This window comes from Rhizobium sp. P2_G9, from assembly GCF_056403475.1.
Map to the genome: position 1 here is coordinate 44,709 of NZ_JBFUFK010000036.1, position 20,037 is coordinate 64,745.

At 59.9% G+C, this 20,037-nt stretch carries 19 protein-coding genes; 8 read left to right on the top strand and 11 right to left on the bottom strand.

Going from position 1 to position 20,037, the window contains the following annotated elements; all coding sequences use genetic code 11:
- Positions 1 to 51: 51 nt before the first annotated feature.
- The 3 genes from AC1DYF_RS26495 to AC1DYF_RS26505 form a co-directional block, all read right to left on the bottom strand.
- Positions 52 to 420: a HepT-like ribonuclease domain-containing protein gene (locus tag AC1DYF_RS26495; protein WP_477880051.1), complete on the bottom strand. Its 369-nt coding sequence runs from the start codon at positions 418 to 420 to the stop codon at positions 52 to 54.
- Complete coding sequence (locus AC1DYF_RS26500) at positions 417 to 707, bottom strand: nucleotidyltransferase family protein (protein WP_477880053.1); 291 nt, start codon at positions 705 to 707, stop codon at positions 417 to 419. Before AC1DYF_RS26500 ends, AC1DYF_RS26495 begins: the two co-directional genes overlap by 4 nt.
- Before the next feature lie 270 nt (positions 708 to 977).
- Positions 978 to 1,754 (bottom strand): SDR family NAD(P)-dependent oxidoreductase, encoded by a 777-nt coding sequence (locus AC1DYF_RS26505; RefSeq protein WP_477880055.1) that lies wholly within the window; start codon positions 1,752 to 1,754, stop codon positions 978 to 980.
- A 202-nt stretch (positions 1,755 to 1,956) separates the two neighbouring features.
- Between AC1DYF_RS26505 and AC1DYF_RS26510 the strand changes: the two genes are divergently transcribed.
- Complete coding sequence (locus tag AC1DYF_RS26510) at positions 1,957 to 2,307, top strand: type II toxin-antitoxin system RelE/ParE family toxin (RefSeq protein WP_477880056.1); 351 nt, start codon at positions 1,957 to 1,959, stop codon at positions 2,305 to 2,307.
- Positions 2,308 to 2,354: 47 nt separating this feature from the next.
- Positions 2,355 to 2,627 carry a helix-turn-helix domain-containing protein gene (locus AC1DYF_RS26515; protein WP_477880115.1) on the top strand — a complete coding sequence of 91 codons (273 nt, stop codon included), beginning with the start codon at positions 2,355 to 2,357 and terminating at the stop codon, positions 2,625 to 2,627.
- A 6-nt stretch (positions 2,628 to 2,633) separates the two neighbouring features.
- Here the strand turns inward: AC1DYF_RS26515 and AC1DYF_RS26520 are convergent, their stop codons facing one another.
- The 6 genes from AC1DYF_RS26520 to AC1DYF_RS26545 form a co-directional block, all read right to left on the bottom strand.
- Entirely contained in the window at positions 2,634 to 3,791 is a 1,158-nt protein-coding gene (locus AC1DYF_RS26520) for a cytochrome-c peroxidase (RefSeq protein ID WP_477880058.1), read from the bottom strand.
- Positions 3,792 to 3,925: 134 nt separating this feature from the next.
- Positions 3,926 to 4,873 carry a dipeptide ABC transporter ATP-binding protein gene (locus AC1DYF_RS26525; RefSeq protein ID WP_477880060.1) on the bottom strand — a complete coding sequence of 316 codons (948 nt, stop codon included), beginning with the start codon at positions 4,871 to 4,873 and terminating at the stop codon, positions 3,926 to 3,928.
- Positions 4,870 to 5,871 (bottom strand): ABC transporter ATP-binding protein, encoded by a 1,002-nt coding sequence (locus AC1DYF_RS26530; RefSeq protein ID WP_477880117.1) that lies wholly within the window; start codon positions 5,869 to 5,871, stop codon positions 4,870 to 4,872. Before AC1DYF_RS26530 ends, AC1DYF_RS26525 begins: the two co-directional genes overlap by 4 nt.
- Before the next feature lie 2 nt (positions 5,872 to 5,873).
- On the bottom strand, positions 5,874 to 6,767 hold the full coding sequence (locus AC1DYF_RS26535) for an ABC transporter permease subunit (RefSeq protein WP_477880062.1): 894 nt from the start codon (positions 6,765 to 6,767) through the stop codon (positions 5,874 to 5,876).
- Positions 6,768 to 6,774: 7 nt separating this feature from the next.
- Complete coding sequence (locus AC1DYF_RS26540; RefSeq protein WP_477880064.1) at positions 6,775 to 7,779, bottom strand: ABC transporter permease subunit; 1,005 nt, start codon at positions 7,777 to 7,779, stop codon at positions 6,775 to 6,777.
- Positions 7,780 to 7,893: 114 nt separating this feature from the next.
- Complete coding sequence (locus tag AC1DYF_RS26545; RefSeq protein WP_477880066.1) at positions 7,894 to 9,492, bottom strand: ABC transporter substrate-binding protein; 1,599 nt, start codon at positions 9,490 to 9,492, stop codon at positions 7,894 to 7,896.
- A 284-nt stretch (positions 9,493 to 9,776) separates the two neighbouring features.
- Between AC1DYF_RS26545 and AC1DYF_RS26550 the strand changes: the two genes are divergently transcribed.
- From AC1DYF_RS26550 to AC1DYF_RS26560, 3 genes are all read left to right on the top strand, one after another.
- Positions 9,777 to 10,181 carry a hypothetical protein gene (locus AC1DYF_RS26550; RefSeq protein WP_477880067.1) on the top strand — a complete coding sequence of 135 codons (405 nt, stop codon included), beginning with the start codon at positions 9,777 to 9,779 and terminating at the stop codon, positions 10,179 to 10,181.
- Between the two features lie 228 nt (positions 10,182 to 10,409).
- Positions 10,410 to 10,628, top strand: coding sequence for a hypothetical protein (locus AC1DYF_RS26555; protein ID WP_477880069.1), 219 nt, complete (start codon positions 10,410 to 10,412; stop codon positions 10,626 to 10,628).
- A 217-nt stretch (positions 10,629 to 10,845) separates the two neighbouring features.
- The gene (locus AC1DYF_RS26560) at positions 10,846 to 11,838 is read left to right on the top strand and encodes an aldo/keto reductase (protein ID WP_477880071.1); all 993 of its coding nucleotides are present in this window, start codon (positions 10,846 to 10,848) and stop codon (positions 11,836 to 11,838) included.
- 148 nt (positions 11,839 to 11,986) lie between these two features.
- Here the strand turns inward: AC1DYF_RS26560 and AC1DYF_RS26565 are convergent, their stop codons facing one another.
- Entirely contained in the window at positions 11,987 to 13,780 is a 1,794-nt protein-coding gene (locus AC1DYF_RS26565) for a cation:proton antiporter domain-containing protein (protein ID WP_477880073.1), read from the bottom strand.
- 508 nt (positions 13,781 to 14,288) lie between these two features.
- Here AC1DYF_RS26565 and glgX point away from each other — a divergent pair.
- Both glgX and AC1DYF_RS26575 read left to right on the top strand, forming a co-directional pair.
- On the top strand, positions 14,289 to 16,418 hold the full coding sequence (gene glgX, locus AC1DYF_RS26570) for a glycogen debranching protein GlgX (protein ID WP_477880075.1): 2,130 nt from the start codon (positions 14,289 to 14,291) through the stop codon (positions 16,416 to 16,418).
- A 36-nt stretch (positions 16,419 to 16,454) separates the two neighbouring features.
- Complete coding sequence (locus AC1DYF_RS26575; RefSeq protein WP_477880076.1) at positions 16,455 to 18,590, top strand: AGE family epimerase/isomerase; 2,136 nt, start codon at positions 16,455 to 16,457, stop codon at positions 18,588 to 18,590.
- A gap of 12 nt (positions 18,591 to 18,602) precedes the next feature.
- Here the strand turns inward: AC1DYF_RS26575 and AC1DYF_RS26580 are convergent, their stop codons facing one another.
- Entirely contained in the window at positions 18,603 to 18,965 is a 363-nt protein-coding gene (locus tag AC1DYF_RS26580; RefSeq protein ID WP_477880078.1) for a hypothetical protein, read from the bottom strand.
- Between the two features lie 240 nt (positions 18,966 to 19,205).
- Between AC1DYF_RS26580 and AC1DYF_RS26585 the strand changes: the two genes are divergently transcribed.
- Positions 19,206 to 20,036, top strand: coding sequence for a type 1 glutamine amidotransferase domain-containing protein (locus AC1DYF_RS26585; protein ID WP_477880079.1), 831 nt, complete (start codon positions 19,206 to 19,208; stop codon positions 20,034 to 20,036).
- Position 20,037: the final 1 nt, after the last annotated feature.

Consider the following 20,037-nt stretch of genomic DNA (forward strand, 5'->3'; position numbering starts at 1 on the left):
TTTGGATTTGCAGAACGTGCTGCGAAAATCAACTTTTTTGCCGTCAAATGTTCAGGGATTTGAGCCCAATTTTCCTAGAATGAGGCGTATTTGTTCTGCGAGCATCGGCAAATCCCTGACAATCGTTTGCCAGACGATATCCAGATCGACCTCGAAGTAGCCGTGCGCAAGGACATTACGCATTTCGCAAGCGCTTTTAAGCGGTAAGCCGGAATTTGCTTCCGCGAACTCCGGATAGCTTCGCAGGATATTACGGCTCGCCTCTCCAACGATTTCAAGATTTCGGATGACCGCGTCCTGCAAAAGCTGATTTCGCAGAAAATCCTCTTTTGCGGCCCTGTTGACATAAATGTCGATGCGAGCAATCGCTTGTTCTATATGCGTGAGGTAGTCGGAAAGCCGCCCGTCCAAGCTGCTCATACAGGCAAAGCCTCTGCGAGGACACGATCCCGGAATTTGGCGGGCAAAGCCTTGGGGGTCACGACATCGACGGGAACGCCGAGCAACTGCCGTAATTCATGTCGTATGGCACCGATATCCAGCAGCGTCATATCTGGCGTGGGGTCGACCAAGATATCGAGATCGCTATCGTCCCGATCATCACCTCGTAGCGCGGATCCAAAGATGCGCGGATTATTGGCCCTATGCGAGCGGACAATATCTCGTACGGCTTGATTGCGTCCTTCAAGGGCAGTTGAGGGCTTCATTTTCAGGCTCCTGACGCGATAACATTACAGGATGCGGGTTCGTCGGCAACGGGATTCGACGAAACCATCACGCCCCCTCCTTTCGTACCCTGGATGTCACTTGAAAAGGCGCAGCCGAGCGACCAAAACCTAGTCCTAATCAATTGAGCCTGCCATGCATCCGACTTCTCCATCAATTCTGAATTGGCATGGCAATGGTGATCGCCGATCTTATGTACCACTTTGCACTGGAGCGCCGCCCGCGACCACCACTGCGGGCTGATCAGTCGGTCAGGGCATAGCCTGGCCGCCGTTGATGTCGACCATCTGGCCGGTGATGTAGCCCGACAGCATGTCGGAAGCCAGGAAGAGATAGGCGCCGGCGCAATCCTCCGGCGTGCCGACGCGGCCGAGCGGTACCGACTTGGCGACACTCTCGCCCTGGTTCGGCAGCGAATAGCGGTCCTGGAACGGCGTCTGGATGAAGCCCGGCGCGATGGAGTTGACGCGGATGCCGAACTTGCCGAGCTCCAGCGCCAACCCCTTGGTGACGGCGGCGATGAAGGCCTTCGACGAACCATAGATGCCGGAGCCGGCCGTGCCGCCGGTGCGGGCCGCAATCGAGGTGGTGTTGATGATGAAGCCGCCCTGTTTCTTCAAATGAGGAATGGCGGCCGTGGTCGCCGCTAGAACCGAGCGACCGTTCAGGTCCATCACCTTGTCATAGTGTTCGTCGGTGAGGTCCTCATAGAGCACGCGGGCGACCATGCCGCCGGCATTGTTAATCAGGCCTTCAAGCTTGCCGAACGTCCTGACCGTTTCCTCGATGATCCGCGCCATGTCGGCGGAGTTGGTCGCATCGCCACGCAGCAGAACGACGCTGCCACCAGCGTCCTCGATCTCCTTGGCAACAGCATGCGCCGCTTCGGCGCTGGAATTGTAGTGCAGGCCGACCTGTGCCCCCTGCGCGGCAAACGCTTTTGCAAGGGCCGCACCGATGCCGGTCGAGGCCCCGGTAATCAGCACCGCCTTGCCGGCAAGATCAGGAATCGTCAAAGCACTCGACATGTTAGCCTCCCGTCAATTGTATGACCATTGCCAAGAGGTAAAGGACAGGGCCGCATCTGTCCAGCGCTTCAGTTGTGGATTGCCGACACGGGCCGAAAACTTGCAGGTTTCTTGCGCGAATTGCCTGCTCTTAACCACTGCAAATCGCCTTGACAATATAGTGATATCACTATTATTTTCCTTTTAATTCTGAAGGACTCTGATGAAATCGCTTGTTTGGGTTGGATCAAGCCGGAAGGACTTCAACGGTTTCCCGGTCGAGGTGAAGTCGGAAATGGGCTATGCGCTCTTTCAAGCGCAAATGGGCGGACGGTACCGCAAGGCCAAGATATTCAAGGGTGCCGGTGATGCAGGCATTGTTGAAGTCGTCGACGACTTTCGCGGTGATACCTTCCGAACGATCTATACGGTGCGTTTCGAATCCGCTGTCTATGTGTTGCACGCCTTTCAGAAGAAGTCGAAGCAAGGCATTGCAACGCCAAAGGGAGATCTCAATCTCATCAAACAGCGTCTCAAGGAAGCCCAGCAGTTGCACAAGGAAAAGATGTTGTGACCAAGGCAATCGAATATGAGGAAAGCAGCGGCAATGTCTTTGCCGACATTGGCCTGCCGGATGCCGAGACCCATCTGATCAAGGCAAGGCTCGTCTATAAGATCGATGAACTGATGAAGCAGCGCGGCCTCAAGCAGGCTGAGGCGGCGTCCCTATTCGGAGTAAAGCAACCCGATATCTCGAAAATGCTGCATGGTGACTTCCGGCAGTTTTCGGTCGAGCGGCTGATGCGTTTCCTGGTCGCACTCGGACAGGATGTCGAAATCGTCGTCAAGCCGCACGTCGATACGAATGTCGAGCCGATGCTGAGCGTGGCGTAACAGGCTCTATTTGAGCAAAGGCTCGTACCGCTTGTCGGTCAACGTCTTCAGGAAGGCCACCAGTGCGTCGATGCGCTTGTCGTCCAGGCCGGGACCGGTGGTCAGTTCCTTCATCGCGACATTGTCGGCGATCTCAGGCGGAGCCCAGAGCTGGCCGGTCTCGGGGTTGATCTGGCGGCTCTTCTTGATCGAATTGTATTTGTTGTAGAAAAGCACCACGGTGCGCAGATCCTTGAAGACGCCATTGTGCATGTAAGGGCCGGTGACCGCGACATTCCGCAGGCTTGGCACCTTGAACTTGCCGCGCTCGGCCGGATCGCCATGCACCATCGGATTGGCGGAGAGGCCGATGTCGACATAGCCGGGTCTTGAGCCGTTCATCCTGCGCGCGTCGAGATTGGCGGGCACGCCGATGTTGAAATATTTGTGCGAGGTGAAGGTCGAGGTCTCGTAGGTGCCATCATTGCCCTTGAGATCGTGGCAGAGGCTGCAGCTGGCGAACTGGGTGGAGAAGAACAACGTCCGGCCGAGTTCCTCCTGGTCGGTCAGCTTCGCCTCGCCGCGCAGATAGCGGTCATATTTGGCATCGAAAGGCGAGAACGACTTGGTGCGCTCGAAGGCGGCGATCGCCTCGGTGGCGAACCGGAATGTCTTCTCTGGGTCCTGCATCGCATCGGCACCGAACAGCGCCGTGAAGGCCTTCACATAATCCGCATTCTCGGCAATCCGCGCGGCGACGGACTTTTCGTCCGGCATGCCCATCTCGACCGGGTTGAGCGGCGGTCCGCCCGCCTGATCCTCCAACGTCGCAGCCCGGCCATCCCAGAACTGGCCACCGAGATAGATGCCGCTGGCGTCCTTGTGGAAAGGCGGGCTCAGAGCGGCATAGGTCGCCGTCGGCGCATTGCGGTCGCCGAAAGACTTGCCGTCATCACCGCGCGACACCGCATCGCCGGCAGTGTTGTGGTGATCGGAAAAACCGATATCCGGCATGTGGCAGGTCGAACAGGCTTCGGTGCGGTTCTTCGACAGGTTCTTGTCATGGAACAGCGCCTCGCCCAATGCCTCCTTGGTCGCAAACTTATCGGATTGCGCGAGCGTCGCACCGCCGAGCAGCGCGAGCGACAGGGCCAGGAAGCCGGGAACAAGAATAGCAGGACGCATGGTGGATCAGAACTCGGGCGTGAATGGCGGCCGCAATGGAAACATGTCCATCACAGTCCAGTTTTGCGCCTTATACACGAAGCTGAGTATTGCGCTCCAGTTTTTTAGTGCCTGCGACAACGATGCGCATCCGCTCAGAGCGGATGGTAGCAATGGAAGCGATGCGCCCCCACCGCCGTCTCTTCGGGAAAGCTTTGCCGGCAGATGTCGGTGGCATAGGCGCAGCGTGGGTTGAACGGACAGCCGGAGGGTGGATTGAGCGGCGACGGCAGTTCGCCCTTGAGCTCGATGCGGTTCTTCTTGTGCGTCGGATCGGCGATCGGCGTGGCCGATAGCAGGGCTGCCGTGTAGGGATGTCGCGGATGGGCATAGACATCTGCGACTGGTCCGGTTTCCACCGGCTTGCCGAGATACATGACCAGGACGTCATTGGCGATATGGCGCACCACCGACAGCCCGTGCGAGATGAAGAGATAGGCGAGGCCCATTTCCTTCTGCAGGTCCATCAGCAGGTTCAACACCTGCGCCTGGATGGAGAGGTCGAGCGCCGAAACCGGCTCGTCGAGCACCAGCACTTTCGGCCTCAGCATCAAGGCGCGGGCAATGGCGATACGCTGCCGCTGGCCACCGGAGAACATATGCGGGTAGCGGTCGTAGTGTTCCGGGCGGAGGCCAACCTTGCGCATCATATCGAGCGCCTGCTCACGGCGTTCGGCAGCGGTGAGCTTGGTATTGATCTTCAGCGGCTCTTCCAGGATCGTGCCGATCTTCTGGCGCGGATTGAGCGAGCCGTAAGGATTCTGGAAGACGATCTGCACCGTGGCGCGCAGTTCGTGCACGCCGGGACTGGCGACCACGCCATCGATCGTCAGTTCGCCTTCGGTGGGGTATTCGATCATGGTGACGAGACGGGCAAGGGTCGACTTGCCGCAGCCGGATTCGCCGACGACGGCCAGCGTCTTGCCCGCTTCGAGCGAGAAGCTCAGGCCGTTGAGAGCCTTGACCGTTGCAGGCTTGGAGAACACGCCGCCGCCGACATCGTAGAAGCGTTTGAGGTCCTTGCCGCGGATGATCTCATTCATGCCAATTCTCCTACGCGGCTGGGATGGCCCGTCGGCTGACCATGCGATAGCGGGTAGTTGCAGAGCGCGGAGCCGAATTCCGCTCCCTGCCGCTCGACAGTCTGGCGACAGAGATCGGTGGCGAAACGGCAGCGCGGTGAAAACAGGCAGCCGGTCGGCCGGTCGTGATGGCCAGGCACGACGCCGGCGATGGACGGCAGGCGGCCGCCCGCCACGGCGCGTTCCGGCAAAGCCGCCAGAAGAGCTGCCGTGTACGGATGATGCGGGTCGGTGAACAGCGGGATCACCGCCTGTTCCTCAACCTTCTGGCCGGCATATTGCACCTGAACGCGCTCTGCCGTTTCGGCAACCACGCCCATATCGTGGGTGATCAGTACCAACGCCATGCCCTCTTCCTTCTGCAGGCGGATGAGCAGGTCAAGGATCTGTGCCTGGATGGTGACGTCGAGCGCCGTAGTCGGCTCGTCGGCGATCAGCAGCTTCGGATTGCAGGCGAGCGCCATGGCGATCATCACGCGCTGGCTCATACCGCCCGACATCTGGTGCGGAAAATTCCGGAGACGGCTTTCGGGCGCCGGGATGCCGACCTTGCGCAGCAGTTCGATCGAGCGCCGCTTGCGTTCCCCGGCAGTGAGACCAAGATGGGTCTTCAGCGCCTCGTCGATTTGATAGCCGACAGTGAAGCAGGGATTGAGCGAGGTCATCGGCTCCTGGAAGATCATCGCCATGTCCTTGCCGATGATCTTGCGGCGCGCACTGCTGGAGAGCGTCATCAGGTCCTTGCCGTCGAAGCGCATGACATCGGCAGTGATCCTGGCGGTCCAGGGCAAGAGGCCCATCAACGCCAGCATGGCGACGGATTTGCCGGAACCGGACTCGCCGACAATGGCGAGGATTTCGCCCTGGTCGCAGGTCAGCGACACGCCATCGACGGCGCGGAACAGGCCGGACGTGGTTTCGAACTCGACGGTGAGATTGCGGATTTCAAGCAGAGGCATGGTCACGACCTCTTCAGTTTCGGATCAAGCGCATCACGCAGGCCGTCGCCCATCAGGTTAATGGCAAGCACGGTGATCAGGATCGCGAGTCCCGGAAACGTCACCACCCACCAGGCGCGCTGGATGAATTCGCGGGCTTCGGCAAGCATCGTGCCCCATTCCGGTGTCGGCGGCTGGGCGCCCATGCCGAGAAAGCCGAGTGCCGCCGCGTCGAGGATCGCCGATGAGAAGGCGAGCGTCGCCTGCACGATCAGCGGGGCGAGACAGTTCGGCAGGATGGTGATGAACATCAGCCGGAACATGCCCGCACCGGCGACGCGCGAGCCGACGACATAGTCCTTGCCGCGTTCGGTCAACACCGCCGCGCGCGTCAGCCGGACGAAATGCGGCTGGTTGACGAGCGAGATCGCGATCATGGCGTTGGTCAGGCCGGTGCCGAGGATGGCGACGAGAACCAGCGCCAGGAGCAGGGACGGAAAGGCAAGGATCACGTCCATCACACGCATGATTGCAGTGTCGACGCGGCCGCCGAAATAACCGGAGATCAGACCGACGAGGACGCCGACAAGCACCGAAAACGTCACCACCACGAGGCCGATGAACAGTGAGAAGCGCGCACCGTAAATAAGCCGTGACAGGATGTCCCGGCCGACGGCGTCGGTACCGAGCAGGAAAGTGTCACGGCTCCCCTCCATCCAGACCGGCGGTAGCAGGAGCAGGCCCTGGTTCTGATCCTGCGGCGCGTGCGGCGCCAATAGCGGCGCGCAGATCGCCATCAGCAGGATCAACACGAAGACGACCAAGCCGATGACAGAGCCCTTGTTGCGTGAAAAGTAGAACCAGAATTCCGCCAATGCCGAAGGCGGAGCGGAGCGTACGGTCTCGGAATTTGCCATTGCTCGCCTACCTTCCGATACGAGGATTGAGAAAGCCATAGAGCACGTCGACAATCAGGTTCACCACCATGATAATGCCGGCGATCATCACCAGACCGCCCTGCACCACCGGATAGTCGCGCTTGAACACCGCGTCGACCATCCATTTGCCGATGCCTGGCCAGGAGAAGATCGTCTCGGTCAAAATCGCGCCGGTGAGCAAAACACCGATCTGCAGGCCGATCGTGGTGACAACAGGGATCATCGCGTTTCTGAGCGCATGCAAGCCGACGACGCGGAAAGGCGAGAGGCCTTTGGCGCGGGCGGTCCGGACATAATCATCGCCCAGCACTTCGAGCATGGCCGAGCGCGTCTGACGGGCAATGACCGCAAGCGGAATGGTTGCCAGCACGATGGTCGGCAGGATCAGGTGGGTTATGGCAGAGCCAAAGGCACCAGATTGGCCGGAGACCAAACTGTCGATGAGCATGAAGCCGGTCACCGACGGGAAGAAATACATGAAGGATATTCTGCCGGACACCGGAGTCCAGCCGAGATAGCCCGAGAAGAAGATGATCAGCAGCAGGCCCCACCAGAAGATCGGCATGGAATAGCCCACCAGCGCGGCGCCCATCAGCGTCTGGTCAAGCCAGCTGCCGCGTTTGAGTGCAGCAATCACGCCGACCGGGACGCCGAGACAGACAGAGAGGATGATGGCACAGAGCGACAGTTCCAGTGTCGCAGGAAACAGCGACAGGAATTCGTCCATCACCTGCCGCTTGGTGACGATCGAATGGCCGAGATCCCCATGTACGATGGCCCAGAAATAGTCGAGATATTGCATGTAGATCGGCCGGTCGAAGCCGAATTGGTGGGCCAGTACCGCATAACGCTCCGGCGACACGCCATGTTCGCCCGCCATGGCAGTGATCGGATCGCCGGGAAGCAAGCGGATGAAGAAAAACGAGACGAGTGTGACTCCGATGAAGGTCGGGATCAGCACGACAATTCGTCTGAGCAGAAATCCAATCATAGGACTTTCCTGGCTGGACGCTCACGTGGGCCTGTCGGAACAGACGCGGTGGCGAAATGCAGACAAGCGCCACCGTGACGGATCACGGCGGCGCCTGCAAGCGAAAGGTTTGTCCTATTCTGCGATGTCGACGCCATCAAACCGATGCGATCCCAGCGGATCCATCAGATAGCCCTTGACCTTGGTCGACATGGGCATGGTCACCAGCGAGTGGGCTATCGTGGCCCAGGGCGCTTCCTTCTTGAAGATGTCCTGCGCCTGGACGTAGAGCTTCTTGCGCTCGGCCTGGTCGCTGATCTCGGAAGCCTTCTTGGTCAGGGCGTCGAAGTCCTTGTCGCACCAGGCCGCCTTGTTGTTGGAGCCGACGGCGCCGCAGCCGAGCAGGACTGCGAGGAAGTTGTCCGGGTCGCCGTTGTCACCGGTCCAGCCGGCCAGCACCGCACCGTCATGCTTCGGGTCGCCCGCGAGCTTCAGGTATTGCGTCCAGTCGTAGGAGACGACCTCGACCGTGACGCCCACCTTGGCGAAATCGGCCTGGATCAGTTCGGCCATGCGGTGCGCGTTCGGGTTATAAGGACGCGAAACCGGCATCGCCCAAACCTTCATGTGAAGGTCCTTGACGCCCGCCTTGTCCAGAGCCGCCTTGGCAGCAGCCGGATCATACTTGTCGTCCACCGTGTCCTGGTTATAGGCCCACATGGTCGGCGGGATCGGGTTCTTGGCGATCTGGCCGATGCCGGGATAGACGGCGTCGAGGATTGCCTGCTTGTTGATCGCCTGGTTGAGCGCCTTGCGCACCTCAGCCTTGTCGAAAGGCGGCTGGGTCGTGTTGTAGGCGAGATAGCCGACATTGAGGCCGGGCTGCTCCATCACGGTCAGGCTCTTGTCAGCCTTCATCGCCGGGATATCAGCCGGATTCGGATAGGGCGCGATCTGGCATTCGCCTGCTTTCAGGCGCTGCAGACGCACGGCCGGATCGGGCGTGATGGCGAAGACCAGATCGTCGATCGCCGGCTTGCCGCCGTCCCAATAGTTCGGATTGGCCTTATAGCGGATCATCGCGTCCTGCTGATAGGCGACGAAAGCGAAGGGACCGGTGCCGAGCGGCTGCTGGTTCAGTTTTTCCGGCGTCTTGTCGGCCAGGAGCTTGTCGGCATATTCCTTCGACACGATCGAGGCGAAATCCATCGCCAGGTTGGCGATCATCGGCGCGTTCGGGGCGGTGAGATTGAGCTTCACCGTGTAATCGTCGACCTTCTCCCAGGACTTGGTCAGCGACGGCATCGACATGTCGTTGAAGTAGCCGTACTGGGCATCGCTGATATAGGTGAAGAAGGGATTCTTCTTGTCGCTCTGGCGCTCGAAAGTGAAGATCACGTCGTCGGCATTGAAGTCACGCGTCGGCGTGAAGAAATCGGTGGCCTGGAACTTGACGCCCTTGCGCAGGTGGAACGTGTAGGTCAGGCCGTCGTCGGAGACTTCCCATTTCTCGGCAAGGCCGGGGACGACTTCAGTCGTGCCGCGCTTGAATTCGACGAGGCGATTGTAGACCGTCTTCGAGGAGGCATCGAACGTAGTGCCCGATGTGTAGAGGCCGGGATCGAACCCTTCGGGTGAACCTTCGGAGCAGAAAACCAGCGTTTTTGCGGACGCGCCGAAGGCGAAGGTCGAGACGATGGCAGTGGCTGCGAGTAGGGTAAAAAGCTTCTTCATGGATTTCCCCTTATTTCCTCCGCACCGGCTTCTTACCGGCCCGGTTGTGCCTGAATGGATGATATTTCATTCCAAAAAGCAATAGGAATTGGAGGAATTATTTTCCATCCGGTCAAAAGTGGAGCCCCGTCTGTAACAATTAAGACAACCTCGCGCAAAATCCGCGTGGATAGCGGAAAATCCCATTTCGTTTTGTTGAGAGGTTGGCTATGGCGGTTTTCAGCGTTCTCCCAAACCCGCGTCGAAACCGGCGTAACCGGTCCCTCCTGAGGAATATTGAAGGCATGAATTTCCGTAGTCTCCTGATCGCCGGCCTGGCCATGACCGTCGCTGGCTGCACCACCACCGCGTCGCTTTCTGGCGATCCGCTCTCCAAGCGCTGGGTCGGCACCAATGCCGGCAAGTTCTTCGCCGCCTATGGTCCGCCGGTTTCCGACGAGGAGAGCGGCTCGACGACGACCTATGTCTGGCGCGGCGGCTACAGTCATCACCGCACGCCAGCGCAGTACAAGGGCGAAGGCAAGAACCGCAAGCTGGTCGCGCGGGCCCATACCGACTATCTCGTCTGCCAGGTCAAACTCATCGTCGGCTCCGACTATATGATCAAGTCGATCGACGCCTCTGTCGACAAGCCCGGCCCCGACGGCGGCCCCAGTTGGTGCCAGCAGACGCTGGACGCGGCAAAGTAAGCAGCAGATAAAATGCACGCGCCGGTGGCCTGCTTCCGAGCGGGCCCGGCGCGACCAAATGCCCCTCCCTTCGAAAGCGGCTTAGAAAAGCCAGCTTCTCAATTCATCTTGATTGCGACATGAAAGTGCTGCGAAGCGCTTCGTTGTGTGGTACACAGGAAGCACGGTCCGCATTTGAGGACTGGCATGGCTTGGCCCGAAGAGGCCGGGCGGTATCTGGGAGGATACATGAGGTATTTGCTGGAAAGTCAGGATATCGGGGTCTTCAGTCCACGCGATCTCGAAGCGCTGCAGACCGCATTCACTATCCTAAGCGTGCAATTGTCGCTCTATGGCGATGACACCGAAGCCCGCAAGCTGGCCCGCTCACTGATTCAGCTCTATCGCCACGGCGTCCGGGAGCCCGATCAGATGGTTGCGGCACTGGAAAGCTACAAGGCCGCCTGAGGCCGGGGAACGCAACTTCCTCGTAGAAAGATTTTTATATTCCAATACTTTAAGTTTAAATAATTCTTCGCTCATGCGCGTTTTGGACGATTGCGCAAGAAATCCGAAGTATCGGGTATTTCGATCGGCGCCGGGCAGCGCTAGGTTTCGCATGCGGCGGTCGCGAGAGAACGCGGTCGGCCACGCAGATTTCAAATAGTGACGAAGAGGCTTCAACATGCTGGGCAAACGCAAACTTGGCACACAGGGCTTGGAAGTATCGGCGATCGGCCTGGGCTGCATGGGCATGAGCCAGTCCTATGGTCCGGCAGACGAGGCGGAATCGATCGCCACGCTGCATCGCGCCATCGAACTCGGCTGCACTTTCCTTGATACGGCAGAAGTCTATGGGCCGCACACCAACGAGGATTTGCTCGGGCGGGCGCTCAAGGGCCGCCGCGACCAGGTGACGATCGCGACAAAATTCGGCTTCAGGATCGAAAACGGCAAGCAAAAGCTCGCCGAACGCGACAGCCGCCCGGAAAACATCCGCCGGGCTGTCGATGGCTCGCTCAAGCGGCTGCAGACCGATCACATCGACCTGATTTATCAGCATCGCGTCGATCCGGCCGTGCCAATGGAAGACGTCGCCGGTACGGTTGCCGATCTGATCCGTGCGGGCAAGGCCCGCTATTTCGGCCTGTCGGAGGCCGGCATCGCCAATATCCGCCGGGCGCATGCGGTGCAGCCGGTCTCGGCGCTGCAGAGCGAATATTCGCTATGGGAGCGCAATCTCGAAGCGGACGTGATCCCGGTGCTGCGCGAACTCGGTATCGGGCTCGTGCCTTTCAGCCCGCTTGGCCGCGGCTTCCTGACCGGTGCGGTGCAGCGCGCGGAGGACTATCCCGAAGGCGATTATCGCCGCAATGATCCGCGCTACCAGGGTGAGAATTTCGACGCGAACATGCGGGCGGCCGGCATCGTCCGGGAGATCGCCGCGACGCACGATGCCAAGCCGGGTCAGATTGCACTCGCCTGGGTGCTGGCCAAGGGCGGCGACATCGTGCCGATCCCGGGCACCAAGCGCCGCACCTACATCGAGGAGAATGTCGCTGCTGCGTCGATTGTTCTCGACCAAGAGGAAATGCGGAGGCTCGACGACGTCATGGCCCCCGGCAAGGTGGCTGGACCACGCTATGGAGCGGCCATGATGACGACGATTGATCGGTAAGTTAAGGCCGGAGCGCTCGCTGGCGGCGCTGCCAGATCGTAACCGAATTGGTTGCGGATAAACGGTCGCGCATCTTATCCGCCCTGGGTCGCGCAATCCTCTCCTCGTTTCAACGGGGAGAGGACGAGTGGTAAATCTGCAAAATCCGCTACGCTGCCGACTGGGCCGCACCTTCGGACGGCCTGGCTTCGGCGACGGCAAGCAGATCGCGGCTCGAAGGCATGCCGCTCAGCAGCTGCATCTGGAAATGATCGGCCTCGCGCCGGCGAAAGGCCTCGAGGAACTGCTCGCTCTTTTCGTCGCTGAAGCCGAATTCGCGCATGGCATGTTCGGTGAAAGCCACGGCGGATTCGAGAATTTCCTGTACGTGGCACTCGACGCCAGCGCGCGCCAGCGACAACGCATGCTCCTCGTCATGGGCGCGCGCGATGATCTTGGTTTCCGGCAGGCGTTGACGGAGATAGCTGACGATCCGTGTCGTCTCCTTGCGGTCATCGGTACAGACCAGGATGAGCTTGACGTTGCGCACGCCCGCCGCCTCCAGCACCACCGGATCGGAGGCATTGCCGTGCAACGAATTGACGAGGCTGTATTTCTCCGCCTCGTCGGCCAACGCCTGATCCTTTTCAACGACAATGACGTGCTGGTTCATCGCCAGGAAAGGCTGAACGACGACCTGACCGAAACGACCGAAGCCGATGATCATCACCGAAGCGGCACCGCTGTCGGCCTCGGCTGCCTCCGCCGAGAGCGACTTGTTCCAGTTGAGGAAGCGGTTGAACGCGAAGAGCGAGATCGGGGTCAGCGCCATGGAGAGGATGACGACCGCCGTCAGCATGGCATTGGTGTCGCTGTCCATCAGGTTCGATGAGGTTGCCGTGGTGAACAGAACGAAAGCGAATTCCCCGCCCTGCGCCATCATGACCGCCCGCTTCAGGGCCTCGACCCGGTTGGATTTCAGAACCCGGGCCAGCAGATAGATGACCAGCGACTTTACCACCATGAAGCTCAGCACCGCCAGCAGCAGGAAATGCCAGTGCTTCGCCACGACCTCGACGTCGAGCGACATACCGACTGCCAGGAAGAACAGCCCCATCAACAGGTCGCGGAAGGGCGTGATGTCCTCTTCCAGCTGATGGCGGAAATTGGAGGTCGACAGCACGACGCCGGCAAGGAAGGCGCCAAGCGCCATGGAGAGGCCGGTATTCTCCAGCAAGACCGCGGCGCCGAGCACGATGACCAAGGCGGCGACCGTCGTCAATTCACGGGCGCCGGAGAGCACGACGATGCGGAAAAACATATTGAGTATCCTGCCGCCGAGCAGCAGGAAGGCTGCGACCACGCCGCCGGCGACGGCGATTGCAATCAGGCGGGTCGTGAGATTGCCGTCGGAATCAGCGGGCGACATCAGCGCCACCACGGCAAGGATCGGCACGATCGCGAGGTCTTCGAGCAAGAGCACGGAGACGATCTTCTCGCCGCCCGTGCTGGTCAGTTCGCCTCCCTCCTGAAGCAGTTGCATGACGATTGCCGTGGACGTCAGAACGAAGCCCATGCCGGCAACGAAGGCGATTGCCGGCGGAAAGCCCAGCCAGATGCCGACCGCCGTCAGGAAGGCCGAGCAGAGTACCACCTGCAATACGCCGAGACCGAGAATCTGCGAGCGCAACCGCCAGAGTTTCGCCGGTTTCATCTCCAGCCCGATGATGAACAGGAAGAGGACGACGCCGAGCTCGGAAGAGTGCAGCATCTTCTCCGGATCCGGAACAAGGCGGAAGCCGAAGGGCCCCACGGCAAGGCCGGCGGCGAGATAGCCAAAAACCGCACCAAGCCCAATGCGGCGAAACAGCGGAACCGAGAGCGCGCCAGCGCCGAGGACGGCGACCATGAGCAACAAATCATGCGAACTTTCGGCAGCCTGCTGGACATTGACAGCGGTCATTTGCGCTCTCGCTTTTCTGGACAATAAAAATCTGGAAATTCGCAGTCGGCATGAGAGCACAATCTGTTTTCCAAAGCTTTAACTGGTTGAAATGAATCAAAAATCCAAGTCCCGAAATGGATCACAAAGACCTTAGCGGACTAAATGACTGCCGTTGCTTAACCATCAATTTAGCAACCCTATCATTGGTTTAGATCGCTATTGCAATCGCCCTGCGAATCGACAACAGTGTCTCAACGCTGGGGGCCTAGAGTTAGAATTTAGGACGTTCCTGGTGAGAGGTGTGCGGTCGTCCATCAAGAGCCGGCCGGGTTAAGACTACCCTTTATTCCAAGTGCACTACGTATTAGACTGAGGTTGGACGGCGCCGAGGAGTGAGCGGGCCTATCCCTGTGCTGCGTAAACAGTACTTTTTCGGAGTTTCATCGCATCAGGTTCGCAGCGGAGTCGTTTCGGCTCGTGCTTGCCTTTGCGCGTGCATTCGGTCCACCGAACGGGAGTGTTCTCCATGGATGCCATCGTAAACCCCAGCCACAATGTGAATGTCGGTCGAATTTCGGGGCGCGCCGCACAGAAATTCAAGGTCCATCCCGGCACCCCGCATCCGCTTGGCGCACGGCCGCGCGACAACGGCGTCAATTTCTCCTTCTTTTCCGAAAATGCCCAGATGGTGACGCTGCTAATCTTCAGCGACCATGACGACATCATACCGATCGCCACGGTCGAGATGAGCGCGGAGTGCCACCGTACCTTCCATTTCTGGCACTGCTTCATCGAGGGTGCGGTGGTGGGCATGCACTATGCCTATCGCGTCGACGGTCCCTCAGCGGTCGAGAATGGCCATCGCTTCGATGCCACCAAGGTGCTGCTCGATCCCTATGGCCGCGGCGTTTCGAAAACGCTGTGGAACCGTGGCGACGCCTGCGGCACCGGCGACAACATGAAGACGGCGATGCGCAGCGTCATCATCGAGGTCGAGGGTTACGACTGGGAAAACGACAAGCATCCGGCCACACCGATGAACGAGACGGTGATCTACGAGATGCATGTCGGCGGTTTTACCCGCCGCGGCAATAGCGGCGTCGGCCATCCCGGCACGTTCGGCGCGGTGATCGAGAAGATCCCTTATCTCAAGCAGCTCGGCGTTACCGCTGTGGAACTGTTGCCGGTGTTCGATTTCGACCAGACCGACTTCCATGAGGTCGATGGCGAAAAGCTCTATAACTATTGGGGCTATGCGCCGATCGCCTTCTTCGCCCCACATTCGGGCTATTGCCTAACGCCGGAGAGCGGCTCGCATGCCGACGAATTCCGCGACATGGTCAAGGCGCTGCACAAGGAAGGCATCGAGGTGATCCTCGATGTGGTATTCAACCACACCGACGAAGGCAACGAGCGTGGCCCGACGACGTCGTTCCGCGGCATCGACAACGCAACTTACTACATGCTTTCCGAGCGCGACCGGCGCTACTATGCCGACTATTCCGGCTGCGGCAATTCACTCGACTGCAATCATCCGGTCGTGTCGAAATTCATCGTCGACGTGCTGAAATACTGGGTCGAGGTGATGCGCGTCGACGGCTTCCGCTTCGACGAGGCCTCGGTTCTGTCGCGCGGGCCGGACGGGGCACCGATGCGCTATCCGCCGGTTCTCTGGCAGATCGAGCTCGAAGATGCACTGGCCGATACCAAGATCATCGCCGAGGCATGGGATGCCGGCGGCCTCTACCAGGTCGGCCGCTTCCCGGGCTATCGCTTCGCCGAGTGGAACGGCAAGTTCCGCGACGACATGCGCGATTTCGTCAAAGGCACGCCAGGCCTGGTCGGCTCGATCGCGGCACGCCTGTCGGGCAGCGCCGACCTCTATGAATCGAACGGCCATTTGCCGGTCAATTCCGTGAACTTCATTACCGCGCATGACGGCTTTACGCTCAACGACCTCGTCTCCTACGACGGCAAGCACAATGCCGCCAATGGCGAGGGCAATCGCGACGGTGTCGACGCCAACATCTCCTGGAACTGCGGTGCCGAAGGCCCGAGCGAGGACCCGGAGATAGAGGCGCTGCGCGAACGGCAGATTCGCAATTTTTTCACGCTGCTGATGATGTCCCAGGGCGTGCCCATGTTCGTCATGGGCGATGAGGTGCGGCGCAGCCAGCTCGGCAACAACAATACCTGGTGCCAGGACAACGAACTCACCTGGTTCGACTGGGACGCGGTGAGCAAGCGCCGCGACATGCATCGCTTCTTCATGCTGATGACCTGGTTCCGCCGGCATCATTCGACGGTTCATCGCGCCCGCTTCTTCGATGGCCGCAGGAATGATCGCGGCCTCGCGGATGTCAGCTGGCATGGCGCCGATCTCGACCGGCCGGGCTGGAATGACGGCAATGCCCGCGTGCTCGGCATGACGCTCGGCGGCTTTGGCAGCGAGCAGGATATCCACCTGATGGCCAACATGTACTGGGAGCCTGTCTCAATGGCCGTTCCGGCGGTTCCGGGACGTATATGGCATCGGGTGGTCGACACGTCGCTGCCCTCCCCCGACGATGTCTGTGATCCCGGCATGTCGCCGCCTCATCACGAGGATCGGTATTTGATGGGCGGTCGCAGCGTGGTCGTGCTGGTTTCGAAATAATCCATTCAATCCCACCCGAACGGACGAGCTTTTCTCATGAACAAACTCGACTTCACCTTTTCGGACCTGATCGCCGGCTATGTGACTTCCTTCGATGCGGAGGCCGGCATCTTCCAGATGGAGACCAGCGACAAGCGGCCCTTTAGCGTGATCCTGGCGGCCAATATCTATGCCGAGATCATCCGCAATCTCGGCGAGGGCTTCATCAATGCCAGCGACCAGTTGCGCGACATGCTGGTGCCCGGCCGCTATCTCTTCGTCTACGGCGTCTTTTATCCCGATGGCAATGAAGCGACACCGGTGACCTTCGAGGCCAAGCACATCATCTTCGCCGGCCGCACCGAGAGCGCCTGGGTGTTCGAACGGCAGGACTGGTGGGTGAAGCAGGTGGCGCAGATCGCCGATTTCTTCCTTGAAGCCGAATTCGGCACGTCGGAGCCGATCGACTACAAGGAATACCGCACCGTGCTGACCGCAATGGGCCAGAAGACCCGCAACGGCCGCCAGGAGACCGACACGATCTCACGCCTGGTCTATGGTTTCGCGTCAGCCTTCCTGATGACCGGCGAGGATCGCTATCTCGAAGCCGCCGAGGCCGGCACGAAATATCTGCGCGACCATATGCGCTTCGAGGACAAGTCCGAAGGCGTGGTGTTCTGGTATCACGCCGTCGACATTCGCGAGGATGGCTCCGAGCACAAGGTGCTGGCGTCCGAATTCGGCGACGACTATGACGCCATTCCCTGCTACGAGCAGATTTATGCCTTGGCCGGCCCGATGCAGACCTATCGCATCACCGGCGATCCGGACATCATGTCGGATGCCGAGGCGACGATCGCGCTGTTCGATCGCTTCTTCAAGGACAAGTCGGAAGTGGGCGGCTATTATAGCCATCTCGATCCGATCACGCTGTCGCCGCTTTCCGACAGTCTTAAGCACAACAAGGCGCGCAAGAACTGGAACTCGGTCGGTGACCATGCGCCCGCCTATCTGATCAATCTCTATCTCGCCACCGGCGACAAGCGCTGGGCCGATTTCCTCGAATATACATTCGACACGATCGCCAGCCACTTCCCCGACTATGACGAGAGCGCCTTCGTCCAGGAAAAGTTCTTCTCGGACTGGTCGAAGGACCAGAGCTGGGGCTGGCAGCAGAACCGTGCCGTGGTCGGCCACAATCTGAAGATCGCCTGGAACCTGATGCGCATGGACAGCCTCAAGCACAAGGATGCCTATGTCGCGCTGTCGGAGAAGATCGCCGGCCTGATGCCGGTGCATGGCATGGATACGCAGCGCGGCGGCTGGTACGACGTGGTCGACCGCGTGCTGCAGCCGGGTCACAAATTCCACCGCTATGCCTGGCACGACCGCAAAGCCTGGTGGCAGCAGGAACAGGGCATCCTCGCTTATTACATTCTCGCCGGCATCACCGACAAGGATCAGTATCATCGGCTCGCGCGGGAATCGGCGGCTTTCTACAATGCCTGGTTCCTCGATACGGAGGCAGGCGGCATATATTTCAACGTGCTGGCCAACGGTCATCCCTATGCGCTGGGCACCGAACGCGGCAAGGGCAGCCATTCCATGGCCGGCTACCATTCCTGCGAACTCGCCTATCTCGCGGCCACCTATTCCAACCTGCTGGTGATGCGCGAGCCGCTCGATCTCTGGTTCAAGCCGAAGCCCGGCGGCTTCGCGGACGGCAAACTGCGCGTCTCGCCCGATATCCTGCCGAAGGGATCGATCAAGATTTCCGACGTCTGGGTGGACGGCCATTCCTATGACGATTTCGATGCCGATGGTCTCACCGTCAACCTTCCGGAACAGCATGGCGAGATCAAGGTGCGCGTGCGGCTGATCCCGTCCTCGGTGCGCTTCGATGCCGACCTCCTCGGTGTCAAGGGCAAGACCGGTACGATCTCGCTCGATGGCGAACTGACGGCGCATGACATCAAGGAGTTGGAGGCCACGATCGAAGATGCGTTCGCGGCCGGCGCCACGAAGATCAAGMTCGATGCCAAGAAGCTGACCGCGATCGCGCCGGAAGCACTGCGCTATCTCGCCTTCCTGATCGAGCGCCGCGGCGACAGTTTTGATCTTTCGATCGTCAACGCCAAGGGCGATGTCGGCAAGGTCATCCTGGAAAGCGAAATCGTAGAGACGATCGGCTGAGGCGGGAAAGGATCAGTGATGCTCCTGGGCTTGTTCTTCCTCGATCCCCTTGGACAGCCATTCGGAGGCTTCCACCATGTCGGCGAGGCCCTTGAGAAAGGTGATCAGCCCCAGGAGGATCACGCCTTCGCGGGCGCCGATGACGCTCTCGAAATCGGTGAAGATTTGCGCAAAGGCCTCCGCGATGCCGCTGAAGAAAAGGCCAAGCCCGGTCAACAGCGTCATCGCCGGGTGGCGGGCGATCGGAGCGATATAGCGGCTGACGAAGGCGTGGATTCTTACTCGTACGGAGTGGCTGAGATAGCGGACCCAGATGCTGCGTTGTTCGCGCGTCGGAAGATGAACATGCGTGTGCGAAAAGACATTGTCAGTCATCGTTGCGTCCCCATCGTCAAGACAGCCCTTGCCGCACATCCTCTAAGCTGGCGGCTGCCCGTTTCATGCGCTGACGGCGACGCTAAGGCAGTCTCGTTAACAAGAATATGCATGGCGCCGGTTGATCGGAACGGAGGGTTAACCGCCCGCAAACGGCGCGCCTGACATCATCCGGACATGGCTGTCGGTCGCTCCGGACAAAGCTCATATGTCATCGCATTCTGGAAAGGACATCCGAAAATGGCGACCAAGAAGATTCTGGCAGTCATGTCCGAATGGGGCTACTGGGGCATCGAGCTCGTCGGTCCCCTGAGGAAGCTCGAAGCCGCCGGCTATAGCTTCGATTTCACCACGCCGAAGGGCAAGCGCTCGCCGGCTTTGCCGCCGAGCTATGACACAAACTATATGGATCCGCCGCTTGGCGTCTGCGTGACGACGCCGGAGGATGCGGAACTGGTCAAGGCCTTCGAGGCGACCAACCGCACGGACAATCCGATCAACCTGTCGGCCTGGTTCCCGGAGAGGCCCTATTATTCGGCCGAGTCCTTTCTCCGCAAGCTCGAAGCCTATTACGAAGCCCGCAAGGCGTCGCAGGCCGAAGCGGCCCAGAAATATGACGCCGTCCTGCTGGTCGGCGGCAGCGGTCCGATCATCGACATGGTCAACAATCAGCGCGTCCATGATCTCGTGCTCGGCTTCCATGCCGCCGGCAAGCCGATCGGGGCGATCTGCTATGGCGTGGCAACGCTGGTCTTCGCCCGCGATTTCAACGAGCGCCGGGCAATCATTCGCGGCAAGCATGTCACCGGCCATTGCATCGRATACGATTATCATGACGGCACCGGCTTCATGGGCACCGATTTCAACATGGGTCCGCCACCTTATGTGCTGGAATATATCCTTGCCGATGCGGTCGGTCCGGAAGGCCAGTATCACGGCAATTTCGGCAAGCGCACTTCCGTCATCGTCGACTATCCGTTCATCACAGCCCGCTCGCTGCAGTGCAGCCACGAATTCGGCGAGCGCTTCGTCGACGTGCTCGACAACGGCCTCAAGCGCTCGGGATGGTGAG